The organism is Pseudomonas sp. JZ114, from assembly GCF_051027705.1.
Taxonomy (GTDB): domain Bacteria; phylum Pseudomonadota; class Gammaproteobacteria; order Pseudomonadales; family Pseudomonadaceae; genus Chryseomonas; species Chryseomonas luteola.
Genome location: NZ_CP069256.1, coordinates 800,990 through 820,443 on the forward strand (window position 1 = coordinate 800,990; position 19,454 = coordinate 820,443).

Here is a 19,454-nt window from a genome sequence, read left to right on the forward strand (position 1 = left end):
CTTCAAGAGGAGGCAAAAAAAGGTTAATATAGCACTGGTTATTTATACAGGATTAACCAGTGCCTTCTGTACTGTATATCCACGGCTTCAATAGCTCGTCGGCTTCCCTCAAAGCCCGCCAGCTCCATGCCTGCATGCAGCGGCTCGGCCTGCAGGGGTGCGTTCGCGTGCCTGATCTTCATTATGACCCTGTCATTGCCATGTCTCAGCTTGAGACATCTCTGGCTGCTTTGGACCAGCCTTTACTGGTCGGCAGTTCATTAGGCGGCTACTATGCCACCGTTCTTGCCGAGCGTTATGGCCTGAAGGCCCTACTGGTTAATCCGGCAGTGCGCCCCTGGCGTTTGATCGATGCTTATCGGGGGCCGCAGAAAAACTATTACAGCGGTGAGGAGTGGGTATTGACGGACGCTCACGTTGACGCGCTGGCGGCGCTCGATGTGGGCGCGCCTCAGGATCCTTCCCGCTACCAGGTGTGGCTGCAGACGGCTGACGAGACGCTCGACTATCGCGACGCCCAGGCGCTTTATCAAGGATGTGCATTGCGCATCGAAGCGGGTGGAGACCATGGTTTCCAGAACTTCGCTGAAAAGCTGCCTTCGCTATTGTCCTTTGCCGGTTTCTCGCCTGTCTTGTGGCATGGCATCGATTTTTCGACTTTCAAATAGAGATTATGGCCCAGCAAAACGCCTATACCGCAGAAGCTATCGAGGTCCTGTCCGGACTGGATCCGGTGCGCAAGCGCCCGGGCATGTACACCGACACGACTCGTCCCAATCACCTGGCGCAGGAAGTGATCGACAACAGTGTCGACGAGGCGCTGGCCGGTCATGCCCGTAGTGTGCAGGTCATCCTTCATGAGGATAACTCCCTGGAAGTGCTCGATGACGGCCGTGGTATGCCGGTCGACATCCATCCGGAAGAAGGCGTTTCAGGCGTCGAATTGATTCTGACCAAGCTGCACGCCGGCGGTAAGTTTTCCAACAAGAACTACCAGTTCTCCGGTGGCTTGCACGGGGTGGGTATTTCTGTAGTGAATGCGCTGTCCACCCGTGTCGAGATCAAGGTCAAGCGTGATGGCAGCGAGTATGCCATGGCATTTGCCGATGGCTTCAAGGCGAGTGAGCTGGCCGTAGTGGGCAGTGTCGGCAAGCGCAACACCGGCACCAGCGTTCATTTCTGGCCTGACCCCAAATACTTTGACTCGCCAAAGTTTTCTGTCAGCCGGTTGAAGCATATTCTCAAGGCAAAGGCCGTGCTCTGCCCTGGCCTTGCGGTCAGTTTCGAGGACAAGGCCAGCGGTGAGCGCATCGAGTGGCATTATGAAGATGGCCTGCGCTCCTATCTGGTTGATGCGGTAGGTGACGCCTTACGCCTGCCGGAGGCTCCGTTCTTCGGCAGCCTGGCGTCAGACAAGGAAGCCGTCGATTGGGCGCTTTTGTGGCTGCCCGAAGGCGGCGAGTCGGTTCAGGAAAGCTACGTCAACCTGATTCCTACAGCCCAGGGCGGAACGCACGTCAATGGTCTGCGTCAGGGGCTGCTCGACGCCATTCGTGAGTTCTGCGAGTTTCGCAATCTTTTGCCGCGTGGTCTCAAGCTTGCGCCCGAGGATATCTGGGAGCGCATCGCCTTCGTCCTGTCGATGAAGATGCAGGAGCCTCAGTTCTCTGGTCAGACCAAGGAGCGTCTCTCCTCGCGTGAGGCTTCGGCGTTCGTCTCGGGCGTCGTTAAGGATGCCTTCAGCCTTTGGCTCAATGCCAATCCGGAGCTGGGTCTGCAAGTCGCTGAGCTGGCCATTAATAATGCCGGGCGTCGTCTGAAGGCTGGCAAGAAGGTTGAGCGTAAGAAGATCACTCAAGGCCCCGCACTGCCCGGTAAGCTCGCGGACTGCGTAGGGCAGGAGCCGCTGCGCTGTGAGCTGTTCCTGGTTGAAGGGGACTCAGCAGGCGGTAGCGCCAAGCAGGCTCGCAATAAGGAGTTTCAGGCGATCATGCCGTTGCGCGGCAAGATCCTGAACACCTGGGAAGTCGACGGTGGTGAGGTTCTGGGTAGCCAGGAGGTTCATGACATCGCGGTTGCGATTGGCGTGGACCCCGGTGCTGCGGACCTTTCCCAGCTACGGTACGGTAAAATCTGCATCCTGGCGGATGCCGACTCTGACGGTCTGCATATCGCCACGCTGCTGTGTGCACTGTTTGTGCGCCACTTCCGACCGTTGGTGGAGGCCGGGCATGTCTATGTCGCCATGCCTCCCCTGTATCGGATTGACCTGGGTAAGGAGGTCTACTATGCGCTGGATGAGGCCGAGCGAGACGGTATCCTTGATCGCCTTGCGGCCGAGAAGAAGCGTGGCAAGCCACAGGTGACCAGATTCAAGGGACTGGGTGAGATGAACCCGCTTCAGTTGCGTGAGACCACGATGGATCCCAATACGCGACGGCTGGTGCAGCTTACCCTCGAGGACACCCCTGGGACGCTCGAAATCATGGATATGCTGTTGGCAAAAAAACGCTCTGGGGATCGCAAAAGCTGGCTGGAGAGCAAGGGGAACCTGGCTGAGGTGCTTGTTTGAGTAAGCATTGGCGCCTGTGGGCTCTATTAATACTGCTAGGTCTCGGTTTGCAGCAGGCCAGGGCAGCGGAAGAGCTGCGCCTGGAAGCAGAATATCCTGTGGAAGGGATGCGAGGCGGCAATCTGTCCGGTCTGGCACTGTGCAAGGGTGAATTCTGGACGGTATCGGATCGCGACGATGACCAATATTATCGTCTGGACTCGAGCGGCGAGATCTGGAAGGCCGAAGCTCATCCGATTTCGGCGGGCCCTCCGCCTTCAGCAGGGCTGCCTTGGAACCTTCGCCTGTTTGTCCGCCTAGCGGAGTACAAGCGAGGCGGGACGGTCGATCTTGAGGGCATCACCTGTGATGAGGCGGGTAACCGTTATCTGGTCAGCGAAGGATACGCGGCAGTATTGCTCGATCCTGTGCAGGGTGGTCAGTCCTGGCTGAAGCTGCCTTGGAACCTGATGTCACAGGCAAACCGTCATGGTCTTCTTACACACTTCAATTCCATTTATGAAGGTGTCTCTGTAAGCCCGGATGGCCAGCAGATCTGGCTGGCAGCAGAGCGGCAGCGCCGCGGAATCCTGACGCTGTTCAAGCAGGGCGATAAGTGGGTCTGCCATGGTAGCTGCGTCATGTTTGCCGAGGGGGGGACCACACCGATTCCGCCTGCGTTGGGTAAGCGCGGCCCGTTACCTGTCGACTTTTCCGACATGGTCTATTACCACGGAAAGCTCTTTACCCTGGAGCGTGCGGCTCATCAACTCTGTCGTCGTAGCGCTGAGTCGGGTATTGCCGAACGCTGTTGGTCATTCGCTAAAACACTGCTGGCCCCTGTTCGGCATTACCGGCAGAACTGGGGATTGGCCGAGGCGCTATGGATAGACGAGCGAGGCGCCTGGATTGGCCTGGATACCGGTGATCTGGCGCGCGAGGATGGTGACAAGCGGCCTTACGTTCTGCATTACGCTGCACCCGCCGCGGGCTGGGACGCACCGTGAGTCATCAGACGGCAGGCCAGCGTGCCGGACGCGTCATGCTCTTTCTTGCGTGGGGGGCAGGGCTATGGCTCTTGGCGCACTGGTTTGGCGGCCTTGAGCTGCAGCGGCAGAACCCTAATCAGGTGCCTGTTTCCCAGCACGGCGATGGCTATATCGAGGTTAGTCTGGCCGGTAATGGTGCAGGACACTTTCTGGCCAACGGATCGCTGAATGGCAAGGACGTCACCTTTGTAGTCGATACGGGCGCAACTGATGTTGCCCTGTCAGCTGAGCTGGCGGCCACGCTGAAACTGCCCCATGGCGGCCCTGTTCTGTTGAGCACAGCCAATGGTCGGGCCGAAGGCTGGCGTACCCGTATCAATGAGCTTCGATTGGGCGATATCGTGCTGCACGACGTACGTGCGCTGGTTGCGCCCAATATCGATGGTGATCAGGTGCTGCTTGGTATGAGCGCCCTGCGCCAACTTGAATTCACCCAGCGCGGCGGCACCTTGCTGCTGCGCCAGTATACGAAACAAGAGTAAACCGCATGAGCGACTCTCTCGATCTGAGTATGGACGGTGTAGAACGCCGTTCGCTGGCCGATTTTACCGAGCAGGCGTACCTGAATTATTCCATGTACGTCATCATGGACCGAGCCCTTCCTCATATCGGCGACGGTTTGAAGCCTGTGCAGCGGCGCATCATTTATGCGATGAGCGAGCTTGGCCTGAGCGCCGATGCCAAGCACAAAAAGTCAGCCCGTACCGTAGGTGATGTGCTGGGTAAGTACCATCCGCATGGCGACAGTGCCTGCTACGAGGCCATGGTGCTCATGGCGCAGCCATTCTCCTACCGGTATCCACTGGTTGATGGCCAAGGCAACTGGGGCGCCCCTGACGATCCCAAGTCGTTTGCCGCCATGCGTTATACCGAGGCGCGGCTGTCCCGCTATTCCGAAGTCCTGCTGACTGAGCTGGGGCAGGGTACTGTGGATTGGGTGCCCAATTTCGACGGCACCATGGATGAGCCCGCGGTATTGCCTGCTCGGCTGCCCAATCTGTTGCTCAACGGCACGACCGGTATCGCCGTAGGGATGGCTACCGATATTCCTCCCCATAACCTTCGGGAAGTCGCCGCCGCGTGTATCCGTCTGCTGGATGAGCCGCAGTCAACGGTTAATCAGTTGACCGAGCATGTACCAGGTCCGGATTTTCCGACCGAGGCAGAGATCGTCACCCCACGTGCGGATCTTCTGAAGCTTTACGAGACAGGTCGCGGCTCCGTACGCATGCGTGCCGTATACCGCAAGGAAGATGGCGAGGTTGTCATCACAGCGCTGCCGCATCAGGTGTCGGGCGCCAAGGTGCTGGAGCAGATCGCTGCCCAGATGCAAGCCAAAAAGTTGCCGATGGTCGCTGACCTGCGTGACGAATCCGACCATGAAAACCCGACCCGTATTGTTGTGGTGCCACGCTCCAATCGGGTCGACCTCGACGAGCTGATGCAGCATCTGTTTGCCACAACCGATCTGGAGTCCAGCTATCGCGTAAACCTCAACGTGATCGGGTTGGATGGCAAGCCGCAGGTCAAGAACCTTCGGCAGGTATTGGGTGAGTGGTTGACGTACCGTATCGGCACTGTACGCCGTCGCCTGCAGTTCCGTCTGGACAAGGTCGAGCGCCGCTTGCATCTGCTCGAAGGTTTGATGATCGCCTTCCTCAATCTGGACGAAGTGATTCATATCATCCGTACCGAGGAGCAGCCCAAGGCTGTGCTGATGGCTCGTTTCGGGTTGAGCGAGACCCAGGCTGACTACATCCTCGATACCCGGCTGCGTCAGCTGGCGCGCCTGGAGGAAATGAAGATCAAGAGCGAGCAGGACGAACTCCTCAAAGAGCAGAAGCGACTTCAAGGGCTATTAGGCAGCGACAAGAAGCTACGCAAGCTGGTGCGCGATGAGCTGATCCAGGATGCCGAGGCGTATGGCGATGAGCGGCGTTCGCCGATTGTCGAGCGTGCGGAAGCGCGCGCGTTGTCTGAAACCGAACTTATGCCTACTGAGCCGGTAACGGTTGTCCTGTCTGAAAAGGGATGGGTTCGCAGCGCCAAAGGGCACGACATCGATGCCACCGGCCTTTCCTACAAGGCGGGAGATGGATTCAAGGCCGCGGCGCCAGGGCGATCCAATCAGTTTGCCGTCTTTATCGACTCCACAGGGCGAAGCTATTCACTGGCTGCACATTCGCTGCCTTCTGCGCGGGGACAAGGTGAGCCCTTGACGGGGCGTCTTACGCCGCCGCCGGGCGCTACGTTCGAAACGGTACTTCTGCCGGATGACGGGCAGCTGTATGTCATGGCATCCGATGCAGGATATGGGTTCGTTGTCAAAGGCGAAGATCTGCAGGCCAAGAACAAGGCGGGCAAGGCCTTGATTAACTTGCCGGCGGGGGCGCAGGTCATGGTGCCTAAGGTGGTTCGCAATGCTGAGCAGGATCTGCTTGCAGCAGTTACGACTGAAGGGCGTCTGCTGGTCTTCAATGTGTCTGATCTGCCTCAGCTGGCCAAGGGTAAAGGCAACAAGATCATTGGGATTCCCGGTGATAAGGTCGCCAGTCGTGAGGAGTACATGGTGGGCTTTGCCATCGTACCGCCAGGTGGTCAGCTGGTGTTGCAGGCAGGCAAGCGGACCCTGTCCCTCAAGGGCGATGACCTTGAGCATTACAGAGGTGAGCGCGGGCGTCGCGGCAACAAACTGCCACGCGGTTTCCAGCGTGTTGATGCCTTGGATGTCGAGATTTGATCGGATTGGCTGGAAGACGGCGTAAAATTCTAGGATGATTCGCCGTCTGTTTTCGTCCGACGTAATCGGTTTCAGCCAGGACGTGGCTCGACAGTAGGTACTCAATGAAGCGAACGTGTTTGATGGCATTGCTTGCAGCTACCATGACCTTGGGTCTGGGCGGCTGCGCTAGCCTATATCCGGCTCATTATTATCAGCTGGACAGCGGGACGGCTTCGGTCCCCAAAACCAGGGCCGGCACCGCCGTGCAAATTCGCAGCCTGAACATTGCCAATTATCTGCAGCACGACACCCTGCTGCAGCGGCACCCCGATGGTTCCTTATCGGACAGCAAGGCGCGCTGGGCAGGCTCTCTCACTGATGATATGCAGCATGTACTGCTCCGTCAGATGGCGTGGCGTCTCAACAGTAACAGGATCGTGATAGGAGATGCCCCCGAAGGGTACAAACCTGAGATCATGGTTGAACTGGAGATTTCTCGCCTGGACTCCGGCCCGAAGCAGTCTGCTGTGCTCGATGCACGCTGGCATCTGCTGGATAGTAATGAAAAGCTCAGGGGCAGTCGGATGGTTCACCTTGAGGAGAATCACAACGGAACAGAAGCAGATCAGGTCAGAGCCCAGAGCCTTCTGTTGCAGCAGCTGGCCAAGCAGCTATCCGGTGCGGTCACTGCGGCTGAGCAGGCTTCCAGGAAGGCCGCCAAGTCATCTTCCAGGCAGTCCAGGACACAAGTGGCTCAAGAAGTTGAGGCACCTGCAAAGCTTCCCAAGATCATTCCCATTCGTACGGGTGCGGAAGTTTATCGCTTCTAAATGTGACGTTTTTCGGGTCCGCCATTGCACGTGGCGGACTTAAAGGCGTCAATAGGCAATCCTGACGATAGATCGAGATGCCTTATGAAGCTTCCCTTGTTTCCCCTGTCGACCACACTTTTTCCAGGCTGCCCCTTGGATCTGCAGCTGTTCGAGCCTCGCTACCTCGACATGATCAGTCGCTGTCTCAAGCAGAACATCGGTTTTGGTGTGGTGACTATCCTTGAAGGAGAGGAAGTGGGTGCTGCACCAACCCGTCTAGGAGGCTTCGGTTGTGAAGCGGTAGTCAGGGACTGGCAGCAGCAGTCCAATGGGTTGCTGGGCGTCAGGGTCGAGGGTGTACGGCGGTTTCGACTGTTGGATACCGAAGTTCAGGATGATCAGCTGACTATAGGTATGGTTGAATGGTTGGACGAGCCGGCCGAGCGCCCTTTGAGCGATCAGCATGATGACTTGGCGGCCCTGTTGCAGGCATTGGCCGAGCATCCTATGGTGGCTGCGCTGGACCTGGATGGGACGGCCAGTGGGCAGCGCGAATTGGGTTACCAGCTAGGATACCTGCTGCCTTTTACGCCTGATCAGAAAAACGAGCTGCTTTCGCTCGACGATCCAGGTGAGCGCCTGGATCGCCTTCATGAACTGCTGTCCAGCCTGCAGGAGTGAGGTGGGCTATTACGTAGCAGGCATATAGCGTTCTATGGCAACCGGCAAGGCCCAGGCGGCTGCAAAGGTGAAGACCGCGAGTATGATTGGAATGAATATCCACCAGAAGCGAAGCGTCAGCGGCTGAAGCCTTGCCTGCCGTTGCATGACAGCCAGACTCAGGGCGCAGAAACTGCCCGCCAACAGTGCTCCTGCCAGGACATCGGTGGGCCAATGCACGCCTAGGTAGACACGCGTTGTGGCAATCGTGAGAGCGGGCAGGGCGGCTACGGCTAGCCATGTCAGTCTCACTCGCGGGGATTGGCCGCGCGAGACAAGAATACCCAGGGTCAGGAAGAAGGCAAACGATGCCGAGCTATGTCCGCTAGGCAAACTATAGGTTGTCAGTGGTTCGGCCAGGATGTCTGGACGCGCTCGCGCCAGCAGGTTTTTCAGTGTGCCGTTGGCTACCGCAGTTCCCAGCAATGAGCCCAGGGAAAAGAACATACCGCGCCACTGGCGCATCGCTCCCAGCAGCGCGATCAGAATGATTGCCGCAACCAATTGGGTTCGGAAGTCGCCCAGGCGGGTAATGATGACCGCAACACTGTTCAGGTAGGGCTGCCGGTGCTCCTGAACGAGGGTCATGATGCCTTCATCCAGCGAACGCAAATGCTGCCAGCCCAGTAACAAGGCAAGCAGAAGCACAAAGGTCAGCACAGCAATCATGAGGGTCGAGCCGCTGCGCTCGCGCAAGGTGGCATGCATGATGAATACAAGCAAAACGGCTGCACTGCCGGCTATGATTCCGGCTTGGGGCCAGAAGTCAGGCGGCAGAGGAAGGCGAAAGGCCGCACCGGTCATCCAGCCCGGGAGCAGGTATACAACCGACCAGCCTGCCGCGGCGATGAGGCTGACGACCGTAAAGCGGATGACAGGCATGTCCAGCATTCCGGCAATCATGGGCAGCATGGGCCTCAGCGGCCCAATGAAGCGGCCTATCAACAAGCTGGTAATGCCGTTGCGCTGGAAAAAGGTCTCCGCTGACGAAATCCATTCTGGATGGGTGCGCAGCCCGGGAAGGCTCCGGATATTCTGATGGAATCGTCTGCCCAGATAATACGAGGCGGCATCCCCCAGCAGACCACCCAGGTAGCCCAGGATAAGAGTCTCGCTAAGACCCAACACACCGCTGCCTGCCAGTACGCTGATGCCAAACAGGGCAAAGGTGCCAGGCACCAGTAGGCCTGCCAGTGCGAGGCACTCGAGAAAGGCCGTGATGAATACGGCAGCTCCCAACCAATGGGGATGCGCACTTAACCAGGCATTCAGGTCGGCAAGAAAGGCTGTCATGAGAGAGAGGGTAGGTCCTTTGCTATAACGCGTTTTCGACTAATCTGGCGATGAGCGGTTCAGTAGGCGTTATGTGGAATAGGAACCGGTTCGCCGTCTCGATAATACCCAGGCGCTTCCGTTTCGGGTCCAGGGCTGAAGCGTTAAAGCTTTTCAATCTATGACGGCTGCATGTCATGACTGTCCGTCTTGGGTTTACCCCGGTATAATTGTTTAATTTTCAGCCAAACTCATTTTTGCCATGACCGAGTCCGTGCACGACTATATGACCCGCTTGGGCCGTGCGGCCCGTGAAGCTTCGCGCCTTTTGGCCAGAGCTTCGACTGCACAGAAGAACAATGCGCTTCTATCTGTTGCAGATGCGCTGGATCGTGCGCGACCGTTACTGGTTGAGGCCAATGAGAGAGATCTGGCTGCAGGTCGCGTAGCAGGACTCGACTCAGCACTGCTGGATCGTCTGGCGCTGACCCCAGCGCGTATCGATGGCATGATCGCTGGATTACGTCAGGTCGCCGCCTTGCCGGATCTTGTGGGTGCTATCCGTGATATGAGCTATCGCCCTTCAGGTATCCAGATCGGTAAGATGCGTGTCCCGTTGGGTGTCATTGGCATCATTTACGAGTCACGTCCCAATGTGACCATCGATGCGGCCAGCCTGTGTCTGAAGTCCGGTAATGCCACAATTCTGCGAGGTGGCTCCGAAGCCATTCACTCCAATCGGGCCATTGCGCTGTGCATCCAGGAAGGGCTTGCTTCGGCAGGACTGCCGGCAGCAGCGGTTCAGGTTGTCGAAACAACGGATCGTGCTGCGGTTGGTGCCCTGATCACCATGCCCGAATATGTAGATGTGATCGTTCCCCGGGGCGGTAAAGGGCTGATCGAGCGAATCAGTCAGGATGCTCGGGTTCCTGTGATCAAGCACCTGGATGGTATCTGCCATGTTTATGTGGACGAGCATGCCGATCTGGAAAAGGCGCATCGCATTGCACTCAATGCCAAGTGCTATCGCTATGGTATCTGCGGGGCGATGGAAACTCTTCTGGTGCAAGCCGCAGTTGCCAATGCCTTTTTGCCGAACATGGCTGCCTCGTTGCGGGAAAAGGGCGTGGAACTCAGGGGATGTGAGCGCACGCGTGATATCATCAATGCCGTCCCTGCTCATGATGCGGACTGGAGTACTGAATATCTGGCTCCTGTGCTGTCAATCAAGGTAGTGGCCGACATCGAAGAGGCTATTACACATATTAACCATTATGGCTCGCATCACACCGATGCCATTGTAACGGAGCACTTGGGTCGTTCGCGGCAGTTCCTGGCGGAAGTGGATTCAAGTTCCGTGATGGTCAATGCGCCCACATGCTTTGCCGACGGGTTTGAATATGGACTCGGCGCAGAAATCGGAATTTCGACCGACAAGCTGCATGCCCGCGGACCGGTAGGGCTGGAAGGTCTTACCAGCGAAAAGTATATCGTCCTTGGTGACGGGCAAGTTCGTTCTTGATGGTCACACGTATCGGATTGTTCGGCGGCACTTTCGATCCGATTCACATCGGCCATTTGCGCAGTGCGCTGGAAGTGGCCGAACAGCTCGGGCTTGATGAGTTGCGGCTGATTCCCGGGGCGCGTCCACCTCATCGTAACGCTCCGCAGGTTTCGGCTCAGCAGCGGTTAGAAATGGTCAGGTTGGCCGTTGAAGGTGTCGAGTATTTGCGTGTGGATGATATTGAGTTTCGACGTGAACGCCCCTCCTATACGATCGAAACGCTTGAAGCGCTGCGCCGGGATATGGGGCCACATGTACAGCTTTTACTGATGTTGGGCTGGGACGCCTTCTGTGGATTGCCAGGATGGCATCGATGGACTGAACTCCTGGATCATTGCCACATTCTGGTCCTGCAGCGTCCCGATGCGGACAGCGAGCCACCCCAGGCACTCTGTGATCTGATCGCTGCGCGTACGCAGTCTGATCCCCAGGCGCTTTCCGGGCCAGCGGGGCAGATCACCTACATCTGGCAGACGCCCCTGGCGGTATCTGCCACTCAAATACGGGGCCTGCTTGCTGCAGGAAAGTCGGTACGTTTCCTCGTGCCGGACGCGGTAATGAACTATATCGAAACGCATGGCCTGTACCGTGCTACGACTTGAATATGAGGTTTATACGTAGTTATGCAAAGTGAACAACTCGTTCAGCTCGCGGTTGACGCGCTGGAAGACATGAAAGCCCAAGACATTACCGTGCTGGATGTGCGCGACAAGACCAGCGTCACAGATGTCATGGTTATTGCCAGCGGCACCTCGAGCCGTCATGTGAAATCACTGGCGGATAACGTTGTGGAAAAGGTCAAGAAGAACGGCGTCCAGCCCTTGGGTAGTGAAGGGTTGGAAGCAGGTGAATGGGCACTGCTGGATCTGGGTGACGTTGTGGTGCACGTCATGTTGCCGGCTACCCGTGAATTCTATGATCTGGAGCGCCTCTGGCGCGGTGCAGAGCAAAGTCGCGCAGCCCATGGCGAGTAAGTGATACCGTGCGTGTGCGATTGATTGCTGTCGGCTCGCGCATGCCGCGTTGGGTCGAAGAAGGCTGGCAAGAGTACGTCAAGCGTCTCCCGCCTGAACTGCCTCTGGAACTGGTGGAAATTCCACTTAATACCCGAGGCAAGAATGCTGATGTGGCCAGACTTATCCGTCAGGAAGGTGAAGCCATGTTGGCAAAGGTTCAGCCTGGAGAGCGTATAGTAACGTTGGAGGTGGGCGGTCGACCGTGGAGCACGGAGCAACTGGCCGAAACACTTTCCCGCTGGCGACTTGATGCCCGTAACGTCAATCTCATGGTCGGTGGCCCGGAAGGGCTCGCGCCGGAGGTCATGGCGCGCAGTGAGCAGCGTTGGTCATTGTCACCCTTGACCTTGCCTCACCCGCTTGTACGTATTCTGGTCGGCGAGCAGATTTATCGAGCCTGGACGCTTTTGGCTGGGCACCCTTACCACAAGTAATCTCGTTTCCACTCGTCGATGCCGCAACCGATTCGTCTCAAGGACCACGAAAAAGACGCTCGCCAGGTCCGTTCGCGCGTGTTCATCGGCATGGCCGTGATTGCGTTTTTGTCGTGCCTGCTGGTAGCGCGTATGTACTACCTGCAGGTTATGCAGTACGACTATCACTCTACGCTTTCTGAAAACAACCGCGTGCATGTTCAGCCGATTCCGCCGACGCGGGGGCTGATCTATGACCGAAACGGGGTCATTCTGGCGGATAACAGACCCAGCTTTAGCCTGACCGTGACACGTGAGCGGGCAGGTGACTGGAAGAAGACCCTCGACACGGTTGTTGAGGTGCTGGGGCTGCAACCCGAGGACAAGGAGCTTTTCGAAAAGCGAATGAAGCAGGGGCGGCGGCCTTTCGAGCCGGTTCCCATCCTGTTTGAGCTGACTGAAGACCAGATTGCCCGTATTGCAGTCAACCAGTTCAGATTGCCGGGCGTCGATGTCGCTGCCCAATTGGTACGGCATTATCCTCTGGGTGAGCACTTTGCGCATTCGGTTGGATATGTCGGCCGTATCAACGAGCAAGAGCTGAAAAAGCTGGACCCGGTCAACTACAGCGGTACCCACCATATCGGCAAGACCGGCATCGAACGGTTCTATGAAAGCGAGCTTCATGGACAAGTAGGGTATGAAGAAGTCGAAACCAATGCGCGGGGGCGCGTGCTGCGTGTTCTGAATCGTACCGATCCAAAGCCTGGAAAGGATATCGTTCTGACGCTGGATGCCAACCTGCAGGCCGCTGCGGAGAAGGCTCTGGGAGGACGACGTGGAGCCATAGTCGCTATCCAGCCACGTACTGGGGAAGTGCTGGCCATGGTCAGTCAGCCCAGCTATGACCCCAATCTGTTCGTGGCCGGCATCAGTTTCAAGGACTATGCAGAGCTTCGTGACTCTATTGACCGGCCACTGTATAACCGCGTCTTGCGCGGTTTATACCCGCCAGGCTCCACCATCAAGCCTGCTGTAGCACTGTCTGGGTTGGATGCCGGTGTGGTGACACCCAGTACCCGGGTATTTGACCCGGGCTATTACCAGCTGCCCAATTACGATCACAAATATCGCAACTGGAACCACAGTGGTGATGGATGGGTGGATCTCGAAACCGCCATCATGCGTTCCAATGACACCTATTTCTATGATCTTGCCCACAAGATCGGCATTGATCGGCTGCATGATTACCTGAGCCGTTTTGGCGTTGGGCAGCGGGTCTCGCTGGATATGTTCGAGGAGGCCTCGGGCCTGATGCCCTCTCGGGAGTGGAAACGTGTCACGCGCCGTCAGGTGTGGTTCCCCGGTGAGACGCTGATCCTGGGAATTGGCCAGGGCTATATGCAGACAACGCCTTTGCAATTGGCTCAGGTCACCAGCCTCATTGCTACCCACGGTAAGTGGATTCGCCCGCATTTGGCCAAGACCATTGAGAATCAAAAGCCCGTTGATCCAAACCCGATGCCGGATATCCTGCTCAAGGACCCTGCGAACTGGGAGCGCGTCACTCAGGGCATGGAGGCGGTAGTTCATGCCGCACGTGGTACGGCGCACAAGATGGGCGCTACTGCCGCTTACAGAATCGCAGGCAAGAGCGGTACTGCACAGGTGGTCGCGATTCGCCAGAACGAGCGTTACAACTCCGCCGCGCTCAAGGAACGCCACCGTGACCATGCGCTGTTCGTAGGGTTTGCACCAGCTGACAACCCGCAGATAGCCATCTCCGTTATGGTTGAAAACGGCGAATCCGGCAGCGGGATTGCTGCTCCCGTACTTAAGGAAGTGGCTGATGCCTGGCTGCTGGATGAAAACGGTAAGCTTAAGGCTGAATACGCCAAACCGGTTGTTGCGGAGTCAACCAAGCCATGAACACTAACTTCGACCGGACGATACCCGAAGGCGACGTCATGCGCCGCCGCTCCACCCTGCTGCAGCGGATGCACATTGATGGCCCATTGCTGTTGATATTGCTCATGCTCGGGGCTGTCGGTCTGTTTGTACTCTACTCAGCAAGCGGTAAAAGCTGGGACTTGGTGATCAAACAGGGCACATCGTTCGGGCTGGGTCTGGTGGCCATGATCGTGATTGCACAATTCGAGCCACGCTTCATGGCTCGCTGGGTGCCGTTGGGTTATCTCATTGGGGTGGCACTACTGGTGGTCGTGGATGTCATGGGCCATAACGCCATGGGGGCTACCCGCTGGATCAATATTCCGGGAGTCATACGTTTTCAGCCATCCGAATTCATGAAGCTGCTCATGCCCATGATGGTGGCCTGGTATCTGTCCAAGCGCAGCCTTCCCCCCAGCTTCAAGCATATTGTTGTCAGCCTGATCACAATCGGCATCCCCTTTGTGTTGATCCTTGATCAACCGGACCTTGGGACCGCCATGCTCATTCTCGCTTCGGGTGGCTTCGTCCTGTTCGTCGGAGGTATGCAGTGGCGCTGGCTTATCGGTGCAGTGGCGGCGGCGGCACCGGTTGCGGTAGCCATGTGGTTTTTCGTCATGCACGATTATCAGAAGCGGCGAGTACTAACGTTTTTGGATCCTGAAATGGACCCCCTAGGGTCTGGATGGAACATCATTCAGTCGAAAGCGGCCATTGGATCAGGTGGCGTATTTGGCAAAGGTTGGCTTCTGGGAACGCAATCTCATCTGGATTTTTTGCCCGAAAGCCATACGGACTTTATCATTGCCGTCCTCGGAGAAGAGTTCGGCATGGTCGGCGTATGTCTGCTGCTGTGCTTGTATCTGCTGCTGATAGGGCGAGGGCTGACGATTACCATCCAGGCGCAAACATTGTTTGGCAAGCTATTGGCTGGTAGCGTGACGATGACATTTTTCGTTTATGTCTTCGTCAATATTGGCATGGTCAGCGGTTTGCTGCCCGTGGTTGGAGTGCCGTTACCGTTTATCAGCTATGGCGGTACGTCCGTAGTGACGTTGCTGTGCGGTTTTGGAGTTTTGATGGCGATCCACACACATCGGAAGTGGATCGCCCAATCGTGATTTAAGTGAAGGACGCAATGCTGACACCGTTTGGATGGATGGGCCGCTGCCTTCAGTGCTTCGGTCTGCTGGGAGCGATAGGGATTACGGGCGCCGCAACGGCCGGCGACTATGATGATTCGCCTCAGGTTGCCAGCTTCATCAACGAGATGACGCGCAACTATGGCTTTGCCGGACAGCAGTTAAAGGAGCTGTTCGGTGAAGTCGAGCGCAAGCAGAGCATTCTCGATGCCATTTCTCGTCCTGCGGAGCGAGTAAAGCCATGGAGCGAGTACCGCCCTATCTTCGTAACCGACAAGCGAATCGATCAGGGCGTCACGTTCTGGAACGAAAATGCCGAGTCGCTGGCGAAGGCTGAGCGGGAATATGGCGTTCCGCCTCAATTCATCGTTGCCATCATTGGCGTCGAAACCTTCTATGGTCGAAACAAGGGCAACTACCGGGTGCTGGATGCGCTGTCGACGCTGGCCTTTGATTACCCTCAGCGAGCGCCATTCTTCAGAGATCAGCTGCGTGAATTCCTGCTTTTGAGTCGTGAGCAACAGTTCGATCCGCTCAGCTTGACCGGCTCTTATGCCGGTGCCATGGGCCTTCCGCAGTTCATGCCAGGCAGTTTCCGTGCCTACGCTGTAGATTTCGATAACAGTGGCCATATCGATATCTGGAACGACAAGGCCGATGCCATCGGCAGCGTCGCCAGCTATTTCAAACGCCACGGCTGGACTGCGGGTGGCAGCGTGGCGGTGCGCGCTCAGGTACGTGGCGATAAAGTGGAACAGGGTGTTGTTCAGGGTATCGAACCGGTTAAAAGCGTGGCAGAGTTGCGTGCGCTGGGCTGGAATCCATCCGAGCCGTTAAGAGATGACCTGCGTGTCACCTCATTCCGGCTGGACGGTGAGGCAGGTCCTGAATACTGGATGGGACTGCCCAATTTCTATGCAATCACACGCTACAACCGTAGCGTCATGTATGCCATGGCTGTAAATCAGCTGGCGGAGGCTATTGCTGAGCGTCATACGCATGGGGCGTCGCAATGAGTTATTTTAATCGCGGTTTGACCGCCGCAACCTGTCTTGCCCTGGCAGGGCTAGTGGCAAGTTGCTCAAGCCCATCCCCAAAAAGTCCGACCACCTATGGGGCCAATGCAAGTGCTGGTAGTTACTCACGCCCGCATAAGGACGGTGCTCCTTGGTGGGATGTGGATGTTTCACGTATTCCTGATGCCGTTCCGATGCCCAACTACGGGCCTATCAAGAACAACCCCTACACGGTGCTGGGCAAGACCTATTTCCCGCTGAACGATGCTACGAGCTATCGTGTCACCGGGACTGCCTCCTGGTATGGCACCAAGTTTCATGGTCAGGCCACGGCGAACGGCGAGACCTATGACCTCTATGGAATGACTGCCGCTCACAAGACCCTGCCGCTACCCAGCTACGTTCGTGTAACCAACCTGGATAATGGCAAAAGCGTTATTGTTCGGGTCAATGATCGTGGTCCGTTCTATTCAGATCGTGTGATTGACCTGTCTTTTGCGGCTGCCAAGAAGCTTGGTTATGCCGAGACAGGAACGGCCCATGTGCGTGTCGAGGGTATCGATCCGGCACAATGGTGGGCTCAGCAAGGCCGCCCGATGCCAATGGTGCTGGCGCAGCCGCAACGTGCGCCTGCCGCTCCGACACCTGTAAAACCACAGACAGTGGCTACGGTTGAAACCTATAATCCGCCTCCGCAACAGCATGCCGCGCCGGTTGTGCCGCTTGAGATCGACTCAAAAAAAAACGCTTCTGCACAAGCCGGTGGGCTGTATCTCCAGGTGGGCGCCTTCGCCAACCCGGACGCTGCGGAGCTCCTGAAGGACAAACTCAGCGAGCTGACAGCTGCCCCGGTCTTTATCAGCTCGGTCGTGCGCAACCAGCAGACTCTGCACCGCGTGAGACTCGGGCCGATCGGCACGCAGGGTGAGGCCAGTCAGCTGCAAAATACCGTGCGTCTTGCCAATCTGGGGCAAGCCTCGCTGGTACGTCCGGATTAGGAGCAAGGACGCTCTGTGTATATGCCCTCTGGGCTTGTTTAATTAGTCTGCTTAACCATTAGAGAGTCGGATGAACATCACCACCTTAGCTCAACGCGTCTTTTTGCTCGTTCTGCTCATCGCTGCGCCAGCCGCCTGGGCGGCCGAGCCGATGATTCCTTCGCCCCCGCAGCTTGCTGCCAAGTCCTGGGTTCTCATGGATGCGAGCAGTGGCCAGATCATCACGGAATATAATTCCGACCAGCGCCTGCCTCCAGCCAGTCTGACCAAGTTGATGACTGCCTACATCGCGACCTTGGAGATCCAGCGTGGCCGTATCAAGGAAAGCGATATGGTCAATGTGAGCGAGCATGCCTGGCGTACCGGTGGTTCCCGGATGTTCATTCAGGTGGGCAATCAGGTTTCGGTTAGCGATTTGCTCCACGGCATCATTATCCAGTCAGGCAACGACGCGAGCGTGGCCATGTCTGAGCATATTGCTGGCAGTGAAGACGCGTTCGCCGACATGATGAACACCACGGCGCAGCGTCTGGGTATGAGCAATACCCATTACATGAATGCTACGGGTCTGCCTAACCCGGACCATTACTCTTCTGCCCATGACATTGCCAAACTGTCTCGTGCAATCATCTATGAAGAGCCGACTCACTATGCCATTTACTCCCAGAAGGAATTCTTCTGGAATAACATCAAGCAGCCTAACCGCAATCTGCTGCTATGGCGTGACAAGACCGTTGACGGTCTGAAGACCGGCCACACTGATGAAGCAGGCTATTGCCTGGCCGCCTCTGCTGTCCGTGACGGTATGCGCTTGATCGCGGTGGTATTCGGTACGAACAGTGAGCAGGCCCGTGCAGCCGAAACCCAGAAGCTTCTAACCTATGGTTTCCGTTTCTTCGAAACCCAGTCCTTCTACAAGAAGGGTGTAGAGCTTGCGCGTGCGCCGGTCTGGAAAGGCACCGAGCATGAGGTTTCAGCGGGTCTGGCAGACGACCTGACCATGACGCTGCCCCGCGGTCAGCTGAAAAAGCTGAAAGCTGAAATTGTTATGAACCCGCAGATCACTGCACCGATTGCCAAGGGTCAGCCTATTGGTAAGGTGGAAGTGAAGCTGGATGACAAGGTCATGCACACAGCTGACCTGGTAGCCTTGCAGCCGGTCGAAGAGGGTGGTTTCTTCCGTAAGTTGTGGGATAGCATTCGTCTATTCTTCTACGGATTGTTCAACTGATCTCAAGACGCCCGCTTTAGCGGGCGTCTCTACCTTCGGGCCCCAGACCTGCGAATGCCATGACTGATACCGACACTCAAGCTCCAAAAATTGAATTTCCTTGCGATAACTATCCGATCAAGGTGATCGGTGATGCCGGAGACGGTTTTACTGATCTGGTAGTTGAAATCATTCAGCGCCACGCACCGGATCTGGACGTTACGACGCTGGTAACGCGTGATAGCCGTAACGGCCGCTTTCTGTCAGTACAGGTCCTGATCCGTGCTACCGGTGTCGAGCAGTTGCAATCGATCCATTCGGACCTGCGCACCACTGGCCGCGTCCATATGGTGCTGTAATGGATAAGACGCTCGGCTTCCGAGAGCTGGGCCTGGTCTCCTATGAGCCGACCTGGCAGGCCATGCGGCGCTTTACTGACGAGCGCAATCCTTCGGCGCTGGACGAGGTCTGGTTGCTACAGCATCCCGCCGTATTCACCCAAGGGCAGGCAGGCAAGGCCGAGCATCTGCTCAATGCCGGTGAAATTCCTGTCATACAGGTCGATAGAGGCGGCCAAGTAACGTACCATGGTCCGGGACAACTGATTGCCTATCTGCTTCTGGATGTCAGGCGATTGGGGTTGGGGGTTCGTGAGCTTGTATCCCGAATCGAGCAAAGCCTGGTTGGCGTGCTGGCCAGCTACGGGGTCGAGTCGTATGCAAAGCCTGATGCCCCTGGTGTTTATGTCAAGGGTGCAAAGATCGCATCCCTTGGCTTGCGTATCCGTAACGGACGCTCCTTCCATGGTCTGGCCTTGAATGTCGACATGGACTTGGCGCCGTTCCGTCGAATCAACCCCTGCGGTTATGCCGGCCTGGCCATGACCCAGCTACGCGATCATGCCGGGCCGATCGAATTTGCCGAGGTGACCCAGCGGCTGCGTGAGCAGCTCGTGTCACAGCTTGGCTATGCTGACCAGATCACCCTGGAAAAGAGCTGACATGACAACAGTGCAAGAC

General features: G+C 56.9%; 19 protein-coding genes. 18 read left to right on the forward strand and 1 reads right to left on the reverse strand.

Going from position 1 to position 19,454, the window contains the following annotated elements; translation table 11 throughout:
• Positions 1-59 precede the first annotated feature (59 nt).
• From JQR90_RS03780 to JQR90_RS03810, 7 genes are all read left to right on the forward strand, one after another.
• Positions 60-668 carry a YqiA/YcfP family alpha/beta fold hydrolase gene (locus JQR90_RS03780; RefSeq protein WP_074823047.1) on the forward strand — a complete coding sequence of 203 codons (609 nt, stop codon included), beginning with the start codon at positions 60-62 and terminating at the stop codon, positions 666-668.
• Between the two features lie 5 nt (positions 669-673).
• Positions 674-2,572: a DNA topoisomerase IV subunit B gene (gene parE, locus JQR90_RS03785; RefSeq protein WP_010797084.1), complete on the forward strand. Its 1,899-nt coding sequence runs from the start codon at positions 674-676 to the stop codon at positions 2,570-2,572.
• Positions 2,569-3,558, forward strand: a complete 990-nt coding sequence (locus JQR90_RS03790) for an esterase-like activity of phytase family protein (protein WP_074823045.1) — start codon at positions 2,569-2,571, stop codon at positions 3,556-3,558. Before parE ends, JQR90_RS03790 begins: the two co-directional genes overlap by 4 nt.
• Positions 3,555-4,082 carry a retropepsin-like aspartic protease family protein gene (locus tag JQR90_RS03795; RefSeq protein WP_037030000.1) on the forward strand — a complete coding sequence of 176 codons (528 nt, stop codon included), beginning with the start codon at positions 3,555-3,557 and terminating at the stop codon, positions 4,080-4,082. The genes JQR90_RS03790 and JQR90_RS03795 overlap by 4 nt, the downstream gene beginning before the upstream one ends.
• 5 nt (positions 4,083-4,087) lie before the next feature.
• Positions 4,088-6,340: a DNA topoisomerase IV subunit A gene (gene parC, locus JQR90_RS03800; RefSeq protein ID WP_074823041.1), complete on the forward strand. Its 2,253-nt coding sequence runs from the start codon at positions 4,088-4,090 to the stop codon at positions 6,338-6,340.
• A gap of 104 nt (positions 6,341-6,444) precedes the next feature.
• Positions 6,445-7,152, forward strand: a complete 708-nt coding sequence (locus tag JQR90_RS03805) for a PqiC family protein (RefSeq protein ID WP_010797088.1) — start codon at positions 6,445-6,447, stop codon at positions 7,150-7,152.
• An 84-nt stretch (positions 7,153-7,236) separates the two neighbouring features.
• Positions 7,237-7,815, forward strand: coding sequence for an LON peptidase substrate-binding domain-containing protein (locus JQR90_RS03810; protein ID WP_010797089.1), 579 nt, complete (start codon positions 7,237-7,239; stop codon positions 7,813-7,815).
• Positions 7,816-7,824: 9 nt separating this feature from the next.
• Here JQR90_RS03810 and JQR90_RS03815 read toward each other — a convergent pair whose 3' ends face one another.
• Positions 7,825-9,147: a bifunctional DedA family/phosphatase PAP2 family protein gene (locus JQR90_RS03815; protein ID WP_010797090.1), complete on the reverse strand. Its 1,323-nt coding sequence runs from the start codon at positions 9,145-9,147 to the stop codon at positions 7,825-7,827.
• 241 nt (positions 9,148-9,388) lie between these two features.
• On the opposite strand from JQR90_RS03815, the gene JQR90_RS03820 reads away from it, so the two are divergent.
• From JQR90_RS03820 to lipB, 11 genes are all read left to right on the forward strand, one after another.
• Entirely contained in the window at positions 9,389-10,648 is a 1,260-nt protein-coding gene (locus JQR90_RS03820) for a glutamate-5-semialdehyde dehydrogenase (RefSeq protein WP_434140496.1), read from the forward strand.
• Complete coding sequence (gene nadD / locus JQR90_RS03825) at positions 10,648-11,292, forward strand: nicotinate-nucleotide adenylyltransferase (RefSeq protein WP_010797092.1); 645 nt, start codon at positions 10,648-10,650, stop codon at positions 11,290-11,292. Before JQR90_RS03820 ends, nadD begins: the two co-directional genes overlap by 1 nt.
• A 21-nt stretch (positions 11,293-11,313) precedes the next feature.
• Positions 11,314-11,664 (forward strand): ribosome silencing factor, encoded by a 351-nt coding sequence (gene rsfS, locus JQR90_RS03830; RefSeq protein WP_010797093.1) that lies wholly within the window; start codon positions 11,314-11,316, stop codon positions 11,662-11,664.
• An 8-nt stretch (positions 11,665-11,672) separates the two neighbouring features.
• Positions 11,673-12,140 carry a 23S rRNA (pseudouridine(1915)-N(3))-methyltransferase RlmH gene (gene rlmH, locus JQR90_RS03835; protein WP_010797094.1) on the forward strand — a complete coding sequence of 156 codons (468 nt, stop codon included), beginning with the start codon at positions 11,673-11,675 and terminating at the stop codon, positions 12,138-12,140.
• Positions 12,141-12,158: 18 nt separating this feature from the next.
• On the forward strand, positions 12,159-14,048 hold the full coding sequence (mrdA, locus tag JQR90_RS03840; RefSeq protein WP_286788340.1) for a penicillin-binding protein 2: 1,890 nt from the start codon (positions 12,159-12,161) through the stop codon (positions 14,046-14,048).
• Positions 14,049-14,086: 38 nt separating this feature from the next.
• Entirely contained in the window at positions 14,087-15,190 is a 1,104-nt protein-coding gene (gene rodA / locus JQR90_RS03845) for a rod shape-determining protein RodA (RefSeq protein WP_019364043.1), read from the forward strand.
• Between the two features lie 17 nt (positions 15,191-15,207).
• Positions 15,208-16,227, forward strand: coding sequence for a lytic murein transglycosylase B (gene mltB, locus JQR90_RS03850; protein ID WP_073449562.1), 1,020 nt, complete (start codon positions 15,208-15,210; stop codon positions 16,225-16,227).
• A complete protein-coding gene (locus JQR90_RS03855; protein ID WP_010797098.1) occupies positions 16,224-17,225 on the forward strand; it encodes a septal ring lytic transglycosylase RlpA family protein in 1,002 nt (333 codons plus the stop codon). The genes mltB and JQR90_RS03855 overlap by 4 nt, the downstream gene beginning before the upstream one ends.
• A gap of 70 nt (positions 17,226-17,295) precedes the next feature.
• Entirely contained in the window at positions 17,296-18,456 is a 1,161-nt protein-coding gene (locus JQR90_RS03860) for a D-alanyl-D-alanine carboxypeptidase family protein (RefSeq protein WP_010797099.1), read from the forward strand.
• A gap of 59 nt (positions 18,457-18,515) precedes the next feature.
• Positions 18,516-18,794 (forward strand): DUF493 domain-containing protein, encoded by a 279-nt coding sequence (locus JQR90_RS03865; protein WP_010797100.1) that lies wholly within the window; start codon positions 18,516-18,518, stop codon positions 18,792-18,794.
• Positions 18,794-19,435 carry a lipoyl(octanoyl) transferase LipB gene (lipB, locus tag JQR90_RS03870; protein ID WP_010797101.1) on the forward strand — a complete coding sequence of 214 codons (642 nt, stop codon included), beginning with the start codon at positions 18,794-18,796 and terminating at the stop codon, positions 19,433-19,435. The genes JQR90_RS03865 and lipB overlap by 1 nt, the downstream gene beginning before the upstream one ends.
• Positions 19,436-19,454: the final 19 nt, after the last annotated feature.